We start from the raw sequence: 17,031 nt of genomic DNA, 5'->3' as shown, positions 1-17,031 counted from the left end.
CCGACGGCGTATGCCGTGTCGGGGGACGCTGTGGACGAACCCCGACGCTGTCGGCAGGCGAACGTAGAGTTCTCGGGTGGCATGGAGCGTGGGTCGGGCGACGTGGGTGGCTGACGTCACCGACCCCGACATCGCCCAGCAGGTGGGCTCGCGCACCTTCGACCGCGGGCAGGCGTATGCCGTCGAGCGCCGGGTGCGCTCGCTCGCCACCCGCCCCGACGGGATGATGCTGCTCGGCACGATCGAGGGCAGCCGCAGCGAGACCTACCAGACGATCATCGAGGCGCGTCCCCACCCGAAGGGGCGCTCGCACCTGTGGAGCGGCCGGTGCAGCTGCCCGGTCGCCGCCGACTGCAAGCACGTCGTGGCTCTCATGCTGACCGCGCGGGACGTCGCCCAGGGCCGGGTCGTCGAGCCCGCGGCCGGCGGTGGCCAGGACGTCGAGACGCCTGCCCTCGAGTCAGCCCCGTTGGTCGTGCCACCGCACTGGTCCGACGTCCTGGGACACGTCCGGCCTCGGGAGGTGGCGCCGGAGCCCGTCGCCGCGCGCCCTGAGCCACGCGGCGACCTCATGCCGGCCGGGCTGTTCGTCGACACCGTCTACCGCGACCACCGCGGCCGCCGCGGCGTGCCCGAGCTCAGCTACGGCCTGCGGCCGACCCGGTGGACCCGTGCCGGCACGTGGCACCGCACCCTCTCGTGGCACGACGCCCTGCCCCAGTGGCGCCCGGGCATCCGGTTCCTGCCCGAGCACGAGCGGATCATGGGGCGCCTCCACGACGTCGCCCGGCACGGCTCGGGCGGCACGACGTACTTCTCCGCGACGCCGCCGCTGTCGCTCGACGCGAGCCCTGACGTCTGGCCCCTGCTGCGCGAAGCCCGGGCCGCCGGCATCGAGGTGATGCCCGGTGAGGGCATCACCGGGCCCGTCCACGTCGTCGACGACGCGGCCTCGCTCGTGCTCCTCGTCAAGCGGGCCGCCGACGGCAGCGGCGACCTCGACCTCGACGTCGAGATCGACGGCCTGCCCCCGGACGCCAGCGGTGAGCAGCTCTACCTCGGCGACCCCGTGCACGCCGTGGCGATCGAGGGCGACGACGGGTCGCTGACGTTCGTGCCCCTCGAGCAGGAGCTCGACCTAGGTCCCGATGGGCTCGCGTCCGCGCTCGCCGGGCTGCGGGTCCCCGCCGACGAGCGCGGCCGCTTCCTCCGGTCCGTCGTGCCCGGCCTGCGGCAACGGCTCCGCGTCCGGTCCGAGGTGCCGCTGCCGGCGCCCGAGCCGGCCGAGGACGTCCGGCCGGAGGTCGTCACGGTCCACGTCCGGGTCGTCAGCGACGTCCCCGGAGAGCTGCGCCTCGACCTCGGCCACGCCTATGACGGCGTCCCCCGTCCGTTCACGACCGCACGCTTCGGCACCGTCGGCGGCCGCGACCGCGACGCCGAGTCCGCCGCGGTACAGGCGGCGACGTCGCTGCGCTCGGTGCCCGGCGCGCTGCGGTCCGACCTCGGCGGCCACGCCTACCTCGTGCCCCGCGTCGTGCTCACCGGTCTTCCCGCCGCCCGGTTCATCGCCGACACGCTGGGCCTGCTCGAGGCCGACGAGCACGTCACGGTCGAGGTCGACGGCGACGTCCCGGCCTACGAGGAGGTCACGTCCGCCCCGGTCGTCCGCCTCGGCACCGGCGAGCGGCGCGAGCAGGCCGATCCCGGCGACTGGTTCGACCTGCGGGTCTCCGTCGAGGTCGACGGCGAGGAGGTGCCCTTCGAGCCGCTCTTCGGCGCGCTCGCCCGGGGCGACGACATCATGCTGCTCGAGTCCGGAGCGTTCTTCCGGCTCGACCGGCCCGAGCTGCACCGGCTGCGCGACCTCATCGCGGAGGCCCGCGACATCGCCGACCCCGAGACCGGTGGCCTCCGCCTCAGCGCCCACCACGCCGACCTCTGGGACGAGCTCGTCGCCCTCGGCGTCGTCGACGAGCAGAGCGCGCGGTGGGCCGCCAACGTCGAGGCGCTCGGCTCGCTCGAGTCCGGGCCGCTCGCCGAGGTCCCGCCCGACCTCCGGGCCACGCTGCGGCCCTACCAGCTCGACGGCTACCGGTGGCTCGCGCGCCTCTGGGATGCCCGCATCGGGGGCATCCTCGCCGACGACATGGGTCTGGGCAAGACGCTCCAGGTCATCGCCACCCTCGTCCGCGCGCACGACCGGGGCGAGCTCGGCGACGGCGGGCCCGAGGCCCGCGGCCCGGTGCTCGTCGTGGCGCCGACGAGCGTCGTCGGCACGTGGATGGGCGAGCTCGAGACCTTCGCGCCGCACCTGCGCGCCGTCGCGGTCACCGCCACAGAGCGCAAGCGTGGGGTGTCGCTCGCCGACACCGTCGCCGGAGCCGAGGTCGTCATCACCTCGTATGCCGTCCTGCGCCTCGACGACGCCGCCTTCCACTCCGTGCGGTGGGGTGGGGTCGTGCTCGACGAGGCCCAGTTCGTCAAGAACCGGCAGGCCAAGACCCACGTCGCGGTGCGCCGACTCGGGGCGCCCTTCACCGTCGCCGTCACCGGCACGCCGCTCGAGAACTCCCTCATGGACCTGTGGTCGCTGCTCTCGCTCACCGCGCCTGGTCTCTACCCGCGGCCCGACGTCTTCACGAAGAACTACCGCAAGCCCATCGAGTCGGGGGAGAGGCCCGAGCTGCTCGACTTGCTGCGCCGGCGCATCCGGCCCCTCATGCTGCGCCGCACCAAGGAGCAGGTGGCGATCGACCTGCCCCCCAAGCAGATCCAGGTCATGGCCCTCGACCCGCACCCGGTCCACCGCCACATCTACGACCAGCACCTGCAGCGCGAGCGCCAGCGCGTCCTCGGCCTGCTCGACGACCCCGAGTCCAACCGTGTCGCGATCCTCGCCGCCCTGACCCGGCTGCGTCAGCTCGCCCTCGACCCCGTCCTCGTCGACGAGGTCCACGCCGGCAAGGCGACCGCCGCCAAGATCGAGTTCCTCGTCGACCAGCTGCGCGAGCTGGCGGCCGAGGGCCACCGGGCGCTCGTGTTCAGCCAGTTCACGGGCTTCCTGCGCATCGTCGAGGCCGCGCTGACGCGGGCGGGGGTGACGACGGCATACCTCGACGGGTCGACGACCGACCGCCAGGCCGTGGTGCGCGGCTTCCGCGAGGGCGACGCTGTCGCCTTCCTCATCAGCCTCAAGGCGGGCGGGTTCGGGCTGACGCTCACGGAGGCCGACTACGTCTACGTCCTCGACCCGTGGTGGAACCCAGCCGCCGAGGCGCAGGCCATCGACCGGGCCCACCGCATCGGGCAGAACCGCCCGGTCACCGTCTACCGCCTCGTCTCTGGCGGCACCATCGAGGAGAAGGTCGTCGCGCTGCAGGAGCGCAAGCGGGACCTCTTCCAGCGCGTCGTCGACGAGGGCGGCTCGCTGTCGGGCGCGATCACCGCCGACGACGTGCGCGACCTGCTCGGCCTCGCGTGAGGCGCATGGCGCGCATGGCGCGCCTCGCGCGCACGAGGTGGTGAGGTGGACAATCGGGCGGTGACCCAGAACCCCACGCTCGACGATCTCGCCGCCCAGGAGTCCGCCCTCGTCTTCGACCGGTTCGACGATGACACCGCATGGGCCGTCGGCGTCGCCCTGCGCGCCGCCGCCCGCGCCGCAAGCCTGCCCGTGGCGATCTCGATCCGACGCAACGGCCAGCGGCTCTTCCACGCGGCGCTTCCCGGAGCGACGGCCGACAACGACGGCTGGCTCGAGCGCAAGAGCGCCGTCGTCGACCGTTACGGCCACTCGTCCCTCTACGTCGGCGAGGAGTTCCGTGCCGCGGGGAAGACGTTCGAGGACAGCTCGCGCCTCGACCCGAGCCGATACGCCGCGCACGGCGGCGCCTTCCCGGTCATCGTCCGCGGGGTCGGCTGCGTCGGCACGATCGCCGTCTCGGGACTGCCGCAGCGCGAGGACCACCGGCTGGTCGTCGAGACCCTCGAGGCGTTCCTCCGGCGCGACAACGCCTGAGCCGCCGCCGATTTGACCTCAACCCGGCTTGACGTCGGAGGGTGGGCGAAGTGGGTACGTGACCCACAGCCCTGCTTCCGGACACCTTGTCTGCGCCGCTCCGGTGCGGCATAGAGTGGTCGGAGCCGGATGGTCTCCAGAAAGGAACGACAAGTGGCTTACACGCTTCCCGAGCTCGACTACGACTACGCCGCCCTCGAGCCCCACATCAGTGCTCGCATCATGGAGCTGCACCACAGCAAGCACCACAAGGCCTACGTCGACGGCGCCAACGCCGCCGTCACCAAGCTGGAGGAGCTGCGCGAGTCGGGCGACTACGCCGCCCTCAACGGTGTGGAGAAGAACCTCGCCTTCCACCTCGGTGGACACACGAACCACTCCGTCTTCTGGAAGAACATGAGCCCCGACGGCGGCGGCCAGCCCGAGGGTGAGGTTGCCGCGGCGATCACCGAGTACTTCGGCGGCTTCGAGAAGTTCCAGGCGCACTTCAACGCCAACGCCAACGCGATCCAGGGCTCCGGCTGGTCGATCCTCGCGTGGGACACCATCGCCGAGCGACCGCACATCATGCAGCTGTTCGACCAGCAGGGCAACATCCCCGTGGGCCAGATCCCGCTGCTCCAGCTCGACATGTGGGAGCACGCCTTCTACCTGCAGTACGAGAACGTCAAGGCCGACTACGTCAAGGCCTGGTGGAACGTCGTCAACTGGCAGGACGTCGCCGCTCGCCTCGAGCGTGCCAAGGCCACCAAGGGACTCATCCTCCCGGCCTGACCGTCTCGGACACGACAAGGGCGGGCGCCTCGCGGTGCCCGCCCTTCGTCATGCTCGGCGCTGCGCGTCGAGGCAGGCGATGGCCCGTTGCCGCGGCCCGCTGCCCGGCCGCGAGGGTGTCACCGGTCCACGAGACCCGCTCCCACGAGATCGGGGTCCGGGTCGAGACGTCGACGCTCAGCGGGATCATCGCCACGGTCCCGTCCGCCGCCCCGGCCGGGTTGGTCAAGGCCAACGAGCGCGAGTGGTCCCCGTTCGGCCCCAGCGCCAGGGTCCCGTCGTCGTGCACGTAGGCGCGGTCCGGGCCGAGGACGTACCAGTCGCCCGTGGCGGTCGTCGCAGCGAAGACGTAGGTCGTCGCGGTGATCGCTCCCGGATGGGCGGCGATCGACATGCCGGCCCGGTCGACGAGAGGCTTCGGCGCGGTGCCGCAGGCGAGCGGGGTCGCTGGTGGGGCCGGTGTGGTCGTGGTGCTGCCGGTGGCGTTCGCGGTCGTCGTGGTCGTCGTGGCCGTCGTCGTGACGGGCGTCGTCGGCACCGGCTGGTCGATGCTCGCCCACGCGGTGCAACCCGCCAACACGCCGACGGTCAGAAGGAGTCCGACCGCGCGCCCACTGTTCCCCTATGTGTGCGTCACGCGGTGGATGCTAGGCGACGGCGCTCACGGGGTGGGCCGAGCGAGCCGGTCGATGACGCCGAGGAGCAGTGCCTCGCGCAGCTCGGGTGGCAGCGCGTCGAGCAGAGCGTTGACCGCCGCCATCCGCTCGGGCAGCACGAGCGTGCCGCCGCCGCCGGCGAGGCCTGCCGCGGCGAGCAGGCCGGTGAAGGTCGCCTCGTCGAGGGTGGCCGGGTCGATCGCCGAGGCCATCGCGACGAGCTCGACCGGGGGTCTGGCGGGCCCGGTCGTCCGGGCCGCAGCGGTCGCGTCGGCGAGGTCAGCGGCGATGAGGTCCGACGATGCGGCCGTCGCCGCGCTGAAGGTCAGGTGCAGCGTGGCCGGCAGGTCGCGGAAGCGCATCTGCGGCTGGACGAACCATCCCCGGTCGAGCATCTCGTCGCTGATCGTAAAGACGTCGCACGAGTCGTCGGCGACGAGCGCGAGCAGGGTCGAGTCGGGCGGAGCTGCGACCGTCAGCCCGGGTATGCCGTCCACTGCGCTCGCGAGGTCGAGCGTCGCCGTGCGCGCGTCCCCGGCGAGCGACGCATAGCGGTCGGCGCCGATGTGGTGCACGACCGCCCACGCCGCGGCGACCGGACCTCCCGACTTCGTCGACTGCGCGGTCGTGTTGAGCATCGTGTAGCCCGGCCACCGGGCGGAGGCGAAGAGGTGCGTGCGTCGCAGCTCGGCCGAGGCGTGGAGCAGCACCGACACGCCCTTGGGGGTGTAGGCGTACTTGTGCAGGTCGAGGGACACGCTCGTCACCCCGTCGACGGCGAACGTCCACGGCAGCTGCCCGGGATCGGCCGCGCGCAGGTGCGGGAGCACCCAACCGCCGATGCAGGCATCGACGTGGCAGCGCACCCCGGCCGCGGCAGCAGCTGCGGCGATCGGCTGTACGGGGTCGATGACGCCGTGCGCGTAGGACGGCGCGGAGGCGACGACGAGGACCGTGCGGTCGTCGATGGCCCCGGCCATGGCGACGGGCTCGGCGCGCTTCGTCACGGGGTCGACGTCGACGAGCACCGGGTCGACCCCGAGCCAGTGCGCGGCCTTGTGGAAGGCGGCGTGCGCTGTCGTCGGAAGGACCATCCGCGGGGCCGTGATGTCGGGTCGGGCGTTGCGGGCTGCCAGGACGGCGAGCAGGATCGACTCGGTGCCGCCGGACGTCACCACGCCGGCGAATCCGTCCGGGGCATCGACGAGCCGTCCCGCGATGCCGACGAGGTCGTTCTCCATCCGGAGCAGTGACGGGAAGGCCGTCGGGTCGAGGCCGTTCGTCGAGGCGAACGCCGCGAGGGCCTCCCGGCCGATGGCGTCGGCAGAGGCCAGGCCCGAGTCGTACACGTAGGCGAGGGTGCGGCCACCGTGCGTCGGCAGGTCGCGGGCACGCAGGGCCGTCAAGGCCGCCCGGATCTCGTCGTGGTCCATCGTCATCGCGGTCCCTCTCTGTCATCGGTTCGATGTATCTGCGCGCCGTCTGTGACGCGCGGATACATCGAATGGGGGGAGGAGGGGGTGGGGGAGGGGAACGCGCGGAGGGCGAGCAGGGAGACGGTGACGAGGGTGGCGGGGACGAGGGAGAACCCGAGCGCGATCGCAGTGAGAGCTGAGTCTGACTGTGGCACAGTCGATCCCGGTGACGACACGTAGCCTCCGAGAGCCAGCACGGCGGCGTACGCGGCCGGACCGAGCGCCAGGCCGAGGGTCTCCCCGGCGGTCCAGACGCCCGTGTAGAGACCGACCCGCGTGCGTGCCTCGCTCGTCCGACTCGCGACGTCGGCGAGCATCGCGAGCGGGAACATCTGCGCTCCCGCGTAGCCGATGCCCACGACGGCCACGCAGGCGTAGACGACGCCGTCCGGCAGGGAGCGCAGCAGCACGAGCGCCAGGGCGCCCCCACCGAGCAGGAACGACGCGACGATGTAGCCGGGCTTCTTGCCCCGCGCGGTGCCGACGCGCTGCCACAGCGGAGTCACGACCAACGCAGGTGCGACGAAGCAGACGAAGAGCAGGGTCGCCGACAGTGGGGTGCCGATGACCCACCGTGCGACGTAGTCGACGCCCGCGAGCATCGCGCCGGTCGCCAGGGCCTGGAGCACGAAGGTCGTCAGCAGCAGGCGAAAAGGCCGGTCGGACCGGATGATCCGCAGCTGGTCGCTGAAGGTGGCGCTCGTCGCCACAGCGCTCCGGACCGGGGCTGACCGGGTGCTGCGCCACGCGCCCCAGGCGCCGAGTGCGATGAGGGCCGCGACGAAGAAGCCGACCGCGCGGTAGCCCCAGTCGGGACCGAACGCGTCCCGGATGGCCGGCGAGGCGCCACCGCTGACGAGGATCGCGAGCGCGAGGATCGCGACCCGCCACGTCATGAGCCGCGTGCGTTCGTCGTAGTCGTCGGTGATCTCGGCCGGCATCGCGACGTAGGGCACCTGGAAGAAGCTGTAGGCCGTCGCACAGGCGAGGTAGGCCACGGCCACCCATCCGGCCGCCAGCCACTGCGGTGCCGTCGGGCCGAGGAAGAGCAGCGCGAAGGCGGCGGCGAGCAGCAGTCCGGCACGGATGAGGAACGGGCGGCGCCGCCCGTCGGGGTGCGTCGACCGGTCGCTGACGCGTCCGGCGACCGGGTTGAGCACGACGTCCCACGCCTTGGGCGCGAAGACGATGACCCCCGCCGCTGCGGCCGGGACCCCGATCCGATCGGTGAGGTAGGGCAGCAGGAGCAGGCCCGGCACGGTGCCGAACGACCCCGTCGCCACCGACCCGAGACCGTAGCCGCGGCGCACCGAAGCAGGCAGGGGCGGGCTGGGGACGGGCGGCGTCGCCGAGGTCATGCACGCACCCTAGCCAGCGGCGACCGGAAGGGCCGGGTCGATGTATCTCGGCGTCATCTGGGACGCGGAAATACATCGACCCGGGGGGGGGGTGGTGGGGTCAGAAGTCGCGCTGGGCCGGGCCCGAGGCGGTGACCGTGAAGGAGACCGGGGCCGTGAAGCCCTCGTCCTCGAAGGCCGTCGCGATGGCGGCGGTCACCGCGTCGGCGTCGGACGCCCTGACGATGGCGATGCACGAGCCGCCGAAGCCGCCGCCGGTCATGCGCGCGCCCAGGGCTCCGTGGGACCGCGCCGTCGCCGTCGCGACGTCGAGCTCCTCGCACGACACCTCGTAGTCATCGCGCAGCGAGGCGTGCGAGGCGTCGAAGAGCCGGCCCACCTCGTCGAGGTCGCCGGCCTCGAGGGACGCGACGGCGCGCGTCACGCGCTCGATCTCGGTCACGACGTGGCGGACCCGGCGCCGTACCTCGTCGGACCCGAGCCGCTCCAGAGCCGCATCGAGTCCGGACGGGTCGATCTCGCGCAGCGTCTCGATCCCGAGGTCCCGCGCCGCCTGCTCGCACGCGTCGCGGCGTGCGGCGTACTGGCCGTCGACGAGCGCGTGCTCGGCCTTGGTGTCGGTCACGAGCAGCACGTAGCCCGCGGCGTCGAGGTCGAAGGGCACGTGCCGCGTCTCGCCCGACCGGCAGTCGAGCAGGAGCGCGGCCGCCTCCTCGCAGAGCAGCGACCCCGACTGGTCCATGCCCCCGGTGGGAGCGCCGGCGATGACGTTCTCCGCCTCGACACAGCGCGCGGCGAGCCGCGCCCGACCCTCGGCGGACCCCAGCAGGTCGAGGTCGAACAGGTCGCTCGCAGCGGCGGCGACCGCGCACTCGAGGGCTGCCGAGCTCGACAGGCCCGCCCCGAACGGCACGGTGGAGTCGACGAGCACATCGAGACCCCCGACGGTCAGGCCGTCACGCCGCAGTGCCCACAGCACGCCGGCGACGTAGGAGCCCCAGTCGCCGGGCCGCTCGGGCGAGATGTCGTCGAGGGCGACCTCGACGACGCCGTCCTGCTGGGCGGAGGCCATCCGGACGGCACCGTCGTCGCGGGGGGACACGGCGGCATACGTCCGTTGCGGCAGGGCGATCGGCAGGCACAGCCCGCCGTTGTAGTCGGTGTGCTCGCCGATGAGGTTGACGCGACCGGGGGCCGACCACACGCCAGCCGGGGCGCTGCCGAAGGTCCGTTCGAAGGCCGCTGCCACCGCCTCGACGACCTCGGCGGGAGTGCGCTCGCTCACGGGGCGACCTCCCGCAGTCGAGCCGCGGCCCGCTCCGGGGCGACGTCGTTGACCCAGCCGCCGACGCCGGACTCGGACCCGGCGAGGAACTTGAGGCGTCCTGGCCCGCGCAGCACCGACATGAGCTGGAGGTGCAGCCGCGAGACGTCCCGTCCGGTCTTCGCGGGGGCCTGCTGCCACGCGGCGATGTAGGGCAGCTTGACCGGAGAGCCGTCCTCGTTGACGTAGTAGCGGTCGAGACGGCCGAGCAGGTCGCGGTAGATGACGGCCAGCTCGTCGCGCTCCTCGTCGCCGAGCGCCACGAGGTCGGGCACGTCGCGGTGCGGGGCCAGGTGGAGCTCGAGCGGCCAGCGCGCCGCAAAGGGGACGTATGCCGTCCAGTGCGTGCCCGAGACGACCACCCGCGAGCCGTCGGCCTGCTCGGCGGCGAGGATGTCGGCGCCGAGGAGCCGGCCGGTGCGCTCGTTGTGGCGGCGAGCCGTCTCGAGCAGGGCCTTGGTGCGGTCGGGCAGGTAGGGGTAGGCGTAGATCTGGCCGTGCGGGTGGGGCAGCGTCACCCCGATCTCCTTGCCGCGGTTCTCGAAGGCGAAGACCTGCTCGACCTCCGGGATGGCCCCCAGGGCCTCGGTGCGCTGGGCCCACGTGTCGATGACGGTGCGCACCCGCTCGACCGGAAGGTCCTTGAACGAGGACTCGTGGTCACTCGTGAAGCACACGACCTCGCACCGGCCCACGGCTGGGCGCGTGCCGAAGATGCCGCTCGGGTCGGGGGCTTCCGCCCCGACCGAGGTGACGGCATACGACGGGAACCGGTTCTCGAAGACGACCACCTGGTAGTCGCGCTCGGGGATCTCCGACGGCACGGACCCGTGGCCGGCGGGGCAGAGCGGGCACTCGTCCTTGGGCGGCATGAAGGTGCGGTGCTGGCGGTGCGCGGCGACGGCCACCCAGTCGTCGACGAGGGCGTCGTGGCGCAGCTCGCCCGACTGCACGCGCGGCTCCGCCGGGCGCGGGTCCTCGGCGGTGCGCTCGGGCGTGCCCGGCTCGTCGACGTAGATGATCTCGCGGCCGTCCGCGAGGCTCCTCGACGTGAAGCGGATGGTGGTCCGGCTGGGGGTCGACATCATGCCTCCACGATCTCGAGGGAGCCGACGACCTCGCGCGCGGCCGCGCGGGCGCGCTCCGGGAGGGCGGAGTCGGTGACGAACAGGTCGACGTCGGCGAGGTCGGCGAAGGTGCTGAGCCCGACGGTGCCCCATTTCGAGGAGTCGGCGAGCAGGCACACGTGCCGCGCGGACGCGATGAGGGCCTGGTTGGTCTCCGCCTCGACGAGGTTGGGCGTCGTGAGGCCGGTCCGGTCGTCCACCCCGTGCGCGCCGAGGAAGAGCAGGTCGACGTGGAGGGCGCGCAGGGCCGAGACCGCGACCGGGCCGACGAGGGCATCGGAGGGGGTGCGCACCCCACCGGTCAGCACGACGGTCTGGCCCGGTGCGCCCGACTCGTGGAGCAGCTGCGCGACGGGGACGGAGTTCGTCACCACGGTCAGCTGCGGGATGTCCTTGACGGCACGGGCCAGCTCGTAGGTCGTCGTGCCGGCCGAGATGGCGATGGCGCTGCCGACCTCGACCCGCTGTGCCGCGGTCTTGGCGATGGCCTGCTTCTGGGCCCGCTGGAGCAGCGACTTCGCCGAGAAGCCGGGCTCCTCGCTGCTGCGGGTGTCGCCGAGGGCGAGGGCGCCCCCGTGCACGCGCTCGAGCAGACCGTCGGTCGACAGGCGCTCGATGTCGCGGCGGATCGTCATGTCGGACACGCCGAGGCGCTCGACGAGGTCGGACACCTTGACGGCGCCCGACTCCTCGACGAGCTCGAGGATGACGGACCGACGCTGGCTGGCGAGCATCGTCAGTCCTCCCTGAGCACGGCCACGCCACCCGGGGCGAGGCGGACGGTGCCGTCGACAGGAGCGTCCGCGACGAGGTCGTACCCACTTGCCGAGATCGTGTGCGCGGCGTCCGTGTGGTTGAGCAGGAAGAGCCACGAGCCGGACCCGTCGCGGCGGCGGGTCGTCTCGACACCGCGGGGAAGGCCGGCGACGGCGGGCTCGACGCCGGCGACGGTGAGCACCTCGTCGAGGAGGGCGCCGAGGGTCGCGTCGTCCGGGAGGGTGCTGAGGTACCAGGCAGATCCGGCGCTGCCGGTGCCCACCCGACGGGTGACCGCGGGTCGGCCGGTGAGGGGGCCCGCGGCATACGTCGTCAGGACATCGGTGCCCGGCAGGGCGGTCACGTCCTCGCTCCACCACGTCCCGGTGCCCTCGCCGAGGGCGACGGTCTCGTCCGGGCCGAGCGGGAAGAACTCCTCGACGCGGACGCCGAGCAGGTCGCGGAAGGCGCCGGGGTAGCCACCGAGCCGGACGTGGTCGTTCTCGTCGCTGATCCCGGAGAAGTACGTGACGAGCACCTGCGCACCCGCCTCGGCCGCGGCCGCGACGGCCGCCGCGTGCTCGTCGGTGACGAGGTAGAGCTGCGGCACGACGACGAGGGCGTATGCCGTGAGGCCGGCTGACGGGTGCACGACGTCCGCCGTGACCCCTCGGTCGTGCAGCGCACGGTGGATCGCCTGCGAAGCCGTCAGGGCGTCGAGCTCGGAGCTCGGCATGCACGGGCCCTCGGCTGCCCAGATGGACTGGTAGTCATGCAGGATCGCGACGCGCGACTCGACGCGGCTGCCGACGATCTCGCCCAGCCGGCCGGCGATGCGGCCGAGCTCCTCGACCTCGCGGAAGCGCGCGCTGTCGGCGCCGGCGTGCGGCACGACGGCGCTGTGGAACTTCTCCGACCCGGCTCGCGACTGGCGCCACTGGAACCAACCGATGGTGTCGGCGCCGCGGGCCACGTGGGCGAGCGCGTCGCGGATCGTCTGGCCGAAGCCCTTGGCGTGGTTGGTCGGCTGCCAGTTGACGGCGCTCGTCGAGTGCTCCATGAGCATCCACGGCGCGCCGCCCGCGAGCCCACGGGTCAGGTCGCCGCTGTAGGCGAGCTCGGCGCGGGGGTGCTCCAGCGCGTCGACGATGTAGTGGTCGGTGCTGACGACGTCGACGGTGGGCGTCCACTGCGAGTAGTCGAGGTGGCGGAAGTGGTCGAGCGTCATGAAGTTCGTCGTCACCGGCACGCCGGGGGAGAGCTCGTCGAGGACGGCGCGCTCGGCCCGCATGTGCTCGAGCAGCGCGTCGGAGCTGAAGCGCTTGTAGTCGAGCACGTGCGTCGGGTTGTTGAACGTCGTCGACCGCCGCGGGGGCAGGATCTGCTCCCAGTCGGTGTAGCGCTGGCTCCAGAAGGCGGTGCCCCACGCGTCGTTGAGCACGTCAAGCCCCGCGTAGCGGCGCTGCAGCCAGGTGCGGAAGTGGCGCGCGCACTCGTCGCAGTAGCAGGGCAGGTTGTGGCACGCGTACTCGTTGGAGACGTGCCACATCGCGAGGGCCGGGTGCTCGTGGTAGCGCGTGGCCAGCTGGCGGGTCAGGGCCACGGCGTACTCGCGGAAGACGGGTGAGGTGGGGCACCAGGTCTGGCGGCTGCCGGGCCAGAGCGTGTGGCCGTCGACGTCGACGGGGAGGATCTCCGGGTGCGCTGCCGAGAGCCACGGCGGCGGGGTGGCGGTCGCGGTCGCGAGGTCGACGGCGATGCCACCGGCGTGGAGCTTGTCGAGGATCGTGTCGAGCCACTCGAACTCGTACTCACCCTTGGCCGGCTCGAGCCAGCTCCACGAGAAGATGCCGAGGCTGACGAACGAGATGTTGGCGCGCTGCATCAGCTCGATGTCCTCGTCCCAGACAGGGCGAGGCCACTGCTCCGGGTTGTAGTCGCCACCGAGTGCCAGGGTCTTCGTCGGCCATGAGCGCATGGGACACAGGGTGTCGCCTCGCTCCGCACCATGTCAACATTTTCAAACACACTCATCTGGTTGGTCACGCCCCGGTCGGCCGCCCCCAGGCCCGGCCCCGGCGGGCGGCGTGGCCGACGGCGGTGCGGTGGGACGCAGCCGGCCAGCCCGCGCACGCCGTCGGTTTCGTGCACGAATTCCGTTTACAACGGTGTACATCCGCGAGCAACCCTCGCGCCTTGGTCTCGGTTCGGTCGCGGAGGTCTGTGGGTCTCGACGAATCCCTTGACAGGGCACGCGGGCGCCGACATCCTCTGTTTGTTGTTGGAGGTTTCTGGTGACGGATGTTCGAGTCTGTCCCTTCGCCTGACAACGAACCCGGCACAGCGTCAAAGGAGACCGCAATGACCCGCCCGTCGAACGAGGCCGAGTACCTGGCCCGCATGGTTCCCCCGTCCGTCCGCGGAGTCGACCGCCGGACCCTGCTGCGCGGCGCCCTCGGCGTCGGCGCCCTGCTCGGAGCCGGCGGCCTCGCCGCGTGCAGCTCCGGCTCCACCAGCACCGGCGTCCCGACCGGCGCCGTCACCGGCACCGTGACGGTCGGCTCCAACCAGTCGGACGCCGTGCCGAAGGCGGCTGTCCAGTCCTACATGGACGCCTTCGCCAAGGCGAACCCCGGCACGACGGTCAAGATCAACACCGTCGACCACAACTCCTTCCAGGAGAACATCAACAACTACCTGCAGGGCTCGCCCGACGACGTCTTCACGTGGTTCGCCGGCTACCGCATGCAGTTCTTCGCCGAGAAGGGGCTCGTCGGTGACCTCTCCGACGTGTGGAAGAACATCACCGGCATGAGCGACGCCCTGAAGAAGGCCTCCACCGGCGCCGACGGCAAGCAGTACTTCGTGCCGATCACGAACTACCCGTGGGCGGTCTTCTACCGCAAGAGCCTGTTCAAGGAGAAGGGCTACCAGGTCCCCAAGACCCTCGACGAGCTCAACGCGCTCGGTGCGCAGATGAAGAAGGACGGCCTCGCCCCGATCGCCTTCGGCGACAAGGACGGCTGGCCCGCCATGGGCACCTTCGACCAGATCAACCTGCGCGTCAACGGCTACGACTTCCACGTCAGCCTGATGGCCGGCAAGGAGGACTGGACCGACCCCAAGGTCAAGAAGGTCTTCGACACCTGGGCCGGCATCCTGCCGCTGCACCAAGCGGACTCGCTCGGTCGCACCTGGCAGGAGGCGGCGCAGTCGCTCCAGCAGAAGAAGTCGGGCATGTACCTCCTCGGCTCGTTCGTCGCGCAGCAGTTCGCCAAGGGCGCCGAGCAGGACGACCTGGACTTCTTCGGGTTCCCCGAGATCGACTCCACGGTCGGCACCGACGTCGTCGAGGCCCCGATCGACGGCTACATGATGAGCGCCAAGCCGAAGAACGAGGCTGCCGCCAAGAAGCTGCTCCACTACATCTCCCAGCCCGAGGCCCAGCTGCTCGCCCTCAAGGCCGACCCGAGCGTCATCGCGACGAACAGCACGGCCGACACGAGCGGCTACACCGCCCTGCAGAAGAAGTCGCTCGAGTTCGTCAAGTCCGCCAAGTCGATCACCCAGTTCATGGACCGCGACACCCGCCCCGACTTCGCCTCGACCGTGATGATCCCGGCGATCCAGAGCTTCATCAAGAACCCGAAGGACATCGACAGCCTGCTCACGAGCATCCAGGCCCAGAAGAAGAGCATCTTCGGTTCCTGACGGGAGGCGAGCCACATGGCGAGCAAGAGAAAGTACAAGGGAATCGACCAGCTCTCGACACGCGACAAGGTCGTCGTCAGCCTCATGGTCATCGTGCCGACACTCCTCGTCGTGTGGCTCGTCTGGCTCCCGGCGATCGGCACGGTCCTGCTCTCCTTCACCAACTGGGACGGGATCGGGCCGCTCTCGGGCATCAAGCCGGTGGGGCTGCAGAACTACCGGGACATCACGACGATCTACCCGCCGTTCTGGCCGGCGATCCAGCACAACCTGATCTGGCTCGCGGTGCTGTTCCTCATCGCGACCCCGCTCGGCATGCTCTTCGCGGTCCTCGTCGACCGTGGGTTGGCGGGCACCCGGTTCTACCAGACGAGCATCTACCTGCCGGTGGTGCTCTCGCTGGCCCTCATCGGCTTCATCTGGCAGCTGATCTACTCGCGTGACCAAGGCCTGCTCAACGCGATCACCGGAGGCACGACCGACTGGTACGGCGACCCGAACGTGAACCTCTGGGCCGTCCTGGTCGCGGCCAGCTGGCGGCACGCCGGCTACATCATGCTGCTCTACCTGGCCGGGCTCAAGGGTGTCGATCCGTCGCTGCGCGAGGCGGCCAAGATCGACGGCGCCAGCGAGACGACGACGTTCTTCCGGGTCGTCTTCCCGGTCATGCGGCCGATCAACATCATCGTCGTCGTCGTCACCTTCATCGAGTCGTTGCGGGCCTTCGACATCGTCTGGGTGATCAACAAGGGCCGCAACGGGCTCGAGCTCATCGGGGCCCTCGTCACCCAGAACGTCGTCGGGGAGGCGAGCCGCATCGGGTTCGGGTCGGCGCTCGCGACGATCATGCTGCTCATCTCCAGCGTGCTCGTCGTCATCTACCTGCGCATCGCCATGAAGGAGGACTGACCATGTCCGTCACCTCGAACCCCGTTGAGGAGCGCCAGCAGGCGATGCTCAAGCCACATGAGGGCGGCGCCCGGTCGGGCCGTCGCTGGTTCCTGCCACTCATCCTGACACTCATCTCGCTGATCTGGCTTTTCCCGCTGCTGCTCGCCCTGGTCAACTCGTTCCGCGACTACGCCTACACAGCCAAGAACGGCTACGTCTCGTGGGGCGGGTTCACGCTCGACAACTACACAAATGCCTGGGCGGCGGGCGACTTCGGGCTGCACTTCATGAACTCGCTGATCATCACGGTTCCGGCGGTGATCCTCACGCTGTTCCTGTCGTGCTGCGTCGCCTTCGTCGTCGCGCGCTTCTCGTACAAGTTCAACCTCGCGCTGCTCGGCTTCTTCCTGGCCGCCAACCTCCTGCCACCGCAGGCGCTGCTCATCCCGGTCTACCGGATGTTCCGCGCCATCCCGGTGCCGCTGTGGGTCAGCGACTCGGGCACGCTGCTCAACAGCCTCCTCGGTCTGATCCTCGTCAACATGGCGTTCCAGATCGGCTTCTGCGCCTTCGTGCTGAGCAACTACATGAAGGCCCTGCCCCGCGAGCTCTACGAGTCGGCTGTCATCGACGGCGCGAGCGTCACACGGCAGTTCTTCCAGATCACGCTGCCGCTGTGCCGTCCGGCCATCGCTGCACTCGCCGTGCTGCAGACGACGTGGATCTACAACGAGTTCTTCTGGGCCACCGTGCTCCTCCAGACGGGCGACAAGTACCCGGTCACGAGCTCGATCAACAACCTGCGGGGCCAGTTCTTCACCGACAACAATCTCGTGGCCGCGGGATCCGTGATCATCGCGGTCCCGACCCTCGTGATCTTCTTCGTGCTCCAACGACACTTCGTGGCCGGCCTGACGCTCGGCGCGACCAAGGGATGA

Annotated in this window: 13 protein-coding genes; 6 read left to right on the top strand and 7 right to left on the bottom strand. The window is 71.1% G+C overall.

Annotated features, from left to right (window positions below):
• Positions 1–76: 76 nt before the first annotated feature.
• The 3 genes from AC1DIW_RS08245 (at position 77) to AC1DIW_RS08235 (ending at position 4,795) form a co-directional block, all read left to right on the top strand.
• A complete protein-coding gene (locus tag AC1DIW_RS08245; RefSeq protein ID WP_478107302.1) occupies positions 77–3,484 on the top strand; it encodes a DEAD/DEAH box helicase in 3,408 nt (1,135 codons plus the stop codon).
• A gap of 60 nt (positions 3,485–3,544) precedes the next feature.
• A complete protein-coding gene (locus AC1DIW_RS08240; protein WP_478107300.1) occupies positions 3,545–4,021 on the top strand; it encodes a heme-degrading domain-containing protein in 477 nt (158 codons plus the stop codon).
• A 153-nt stretch (positions 4,022–4,174) separates the two neighbouring features.
• Positions 4,175–4,795: a superoxide dismutase gene (locus AC1DIW_RS08235; protein WP_344941307.1), complete on the top strand. Its 621-nt coding sequence runs from the start codon at positions 4,175–4,177 to the stop codon at positions 4,793–4,795.
• Here the strand turns inward: AC1DIW_RS08235 and AC1DIW_RS08230 are convergent.
• The 7 genes from AC1DIW_RS08230 to AC1DIW_RS08200 form a co-directional block, all read right to left on the bottom strand.
• Positions 4,779–5,333 (bottom strand): hypothetical protein, encoded by a 555-nt coding sequence (locus tag AC1DIW_RS08230; RefSeq protein WP_478107298.1) that lies wholly within the window; start codon positions 5,331–5,333, stop codon positions 4,779–4,781. The genes AC1DIW_RS08235 and AC1DIW_RS08230 overlap by 17 nt on opposite strands.
• 123 nt (positions 5,334–5,456) lie before the next feature.
• The gene (locus tag AC1DIW_RS08225) at positions 5,457–6,890 is read right to left on the bottom strand and encodes a pyridoxal phosphate-dependent decarboxylase family protein (protein ID WP_478107296.1); all 1,434 of its coding nucleotides are present in this window, start codon (positions 6,888–6,890) and stop codon (positions 5,457–5,459) included.
• Entirely contained in the window at positions 6,887–8,284 is a 1,398-nt protein-coding gene (locus AC1DIW_RS08220) for an MFS transporter (RefSeq protein WP_478107294.1), read from the bottom strand. The genes AC1DIW_RS08225 and AC1DIW_RS08220 overlap by 4 nt, the downstream gene beginning before the upstream one ends.
• 100 nt (positions 8,285–8,384) lie before the next feature.
• Complete coding sequence (gene galK / locus AC1DIW_RS08215) at positions 8,385–9,569, bottom strand: galactokinase (RefSeq protein ID WP_478107292.1); 1,185 nt, start codon at positions 9,567–9,569, stop codon at positions 8,385–8,387.
• The gene (gene galT / locus AC1DIW_RS08210; protein ID WP_478107745.1) at positions 9,566–10,693 is read right to left on the bottom strand and encodes a galactose-1-phosphate uridylyltransferase; all 1,128 of its coding nucleotides are present in this window, start codon (positions 10,691–10,693) and stop codon (positions 9,566–9,568) included. Before galT ends, galK begins: the two co-directional genes overlap by 4 nt.
• Complete coding sequence (locus AC1DIW_RS08205; protein ID WP_442277434.1) at positions 10,693–11,469, bottom strand: DeoR/GlpR family DNA-binding transcription regulator; 777 nt, start codon at positions 11,467–11,469, stop codon at positions 10,693–10,695. The genes galT and AC1DIW_RS08205 overlap by 1 nt, the downstream gene beginning before the upstream one ends.
• A gap of 2 nt (positions 11,470–11,471) precedes the next feature.
• The gene (locus tag AC1DIW_RS08200) at positions 11,472–13,469 is read right to left on the bottom strand and encodes a beta-galactosidase (protein ID WP_478107289.1); all 1,998 of its coding nucleotides are present in this window, start codon (positions 13,467–13,469) and stop codon (positions 11,472–11,474) included.
• A gap of 383 nt (positions 13,470–13,852) precedes the next feature.
• Here AC1DIW_RS08200 and AC1DIW_RS08195 point away from each other — a divergent pair, with 383 nt between their 5' ends.
• The 3 genes from AC1DIW_RS08195 to AC1DIW_RS08185 are packed head-to-tail and all read left to right on the top strand — an operon-like array spanning position 13,853 to position 17,031.
• Complete coding sequence (locus tag AC1DIW_RS08195; RefSeq protein ID WP_478107287.1) at positions 13,853–15,202, top strand: ABC transporter substrate-binding protein; 1,350 nt, start codon at positions 13,853–13,855, stop codon at positions 15,200–15,202.
• A 15-nt stretch (positions 15,203–15,217) separates the two neighbouring features.
• The gene (locus tag AC1DIW_RS08190) at positions 15,218–16,111 is read left to right on the top strand and encodes a carbohydrate ABC transporter permease (protein WP_478107285.1); all 894 of its coding nucleotides are present in this window, start codon (positions 15,218–15,220) and stop codon (positions 16,109–16,111) included.
• Positions 16,112–16,113: 2 nt separating this feature from the next.
• Entirely contained in the window at positions 16,114–17,031 is a 918-nt protein-coding gene (locus tag AC1DIW_RS08185) for a carbohydrate ABC transporter permease (RefSeq protein WP_442277430.1), read from the top strand.

This window comes from Terrabacter sp. 01T434 (genome assembly GCF_056398545.1).
This window is presented reverse-complemented; position numbering and strand designations above follow the sequence as displayed.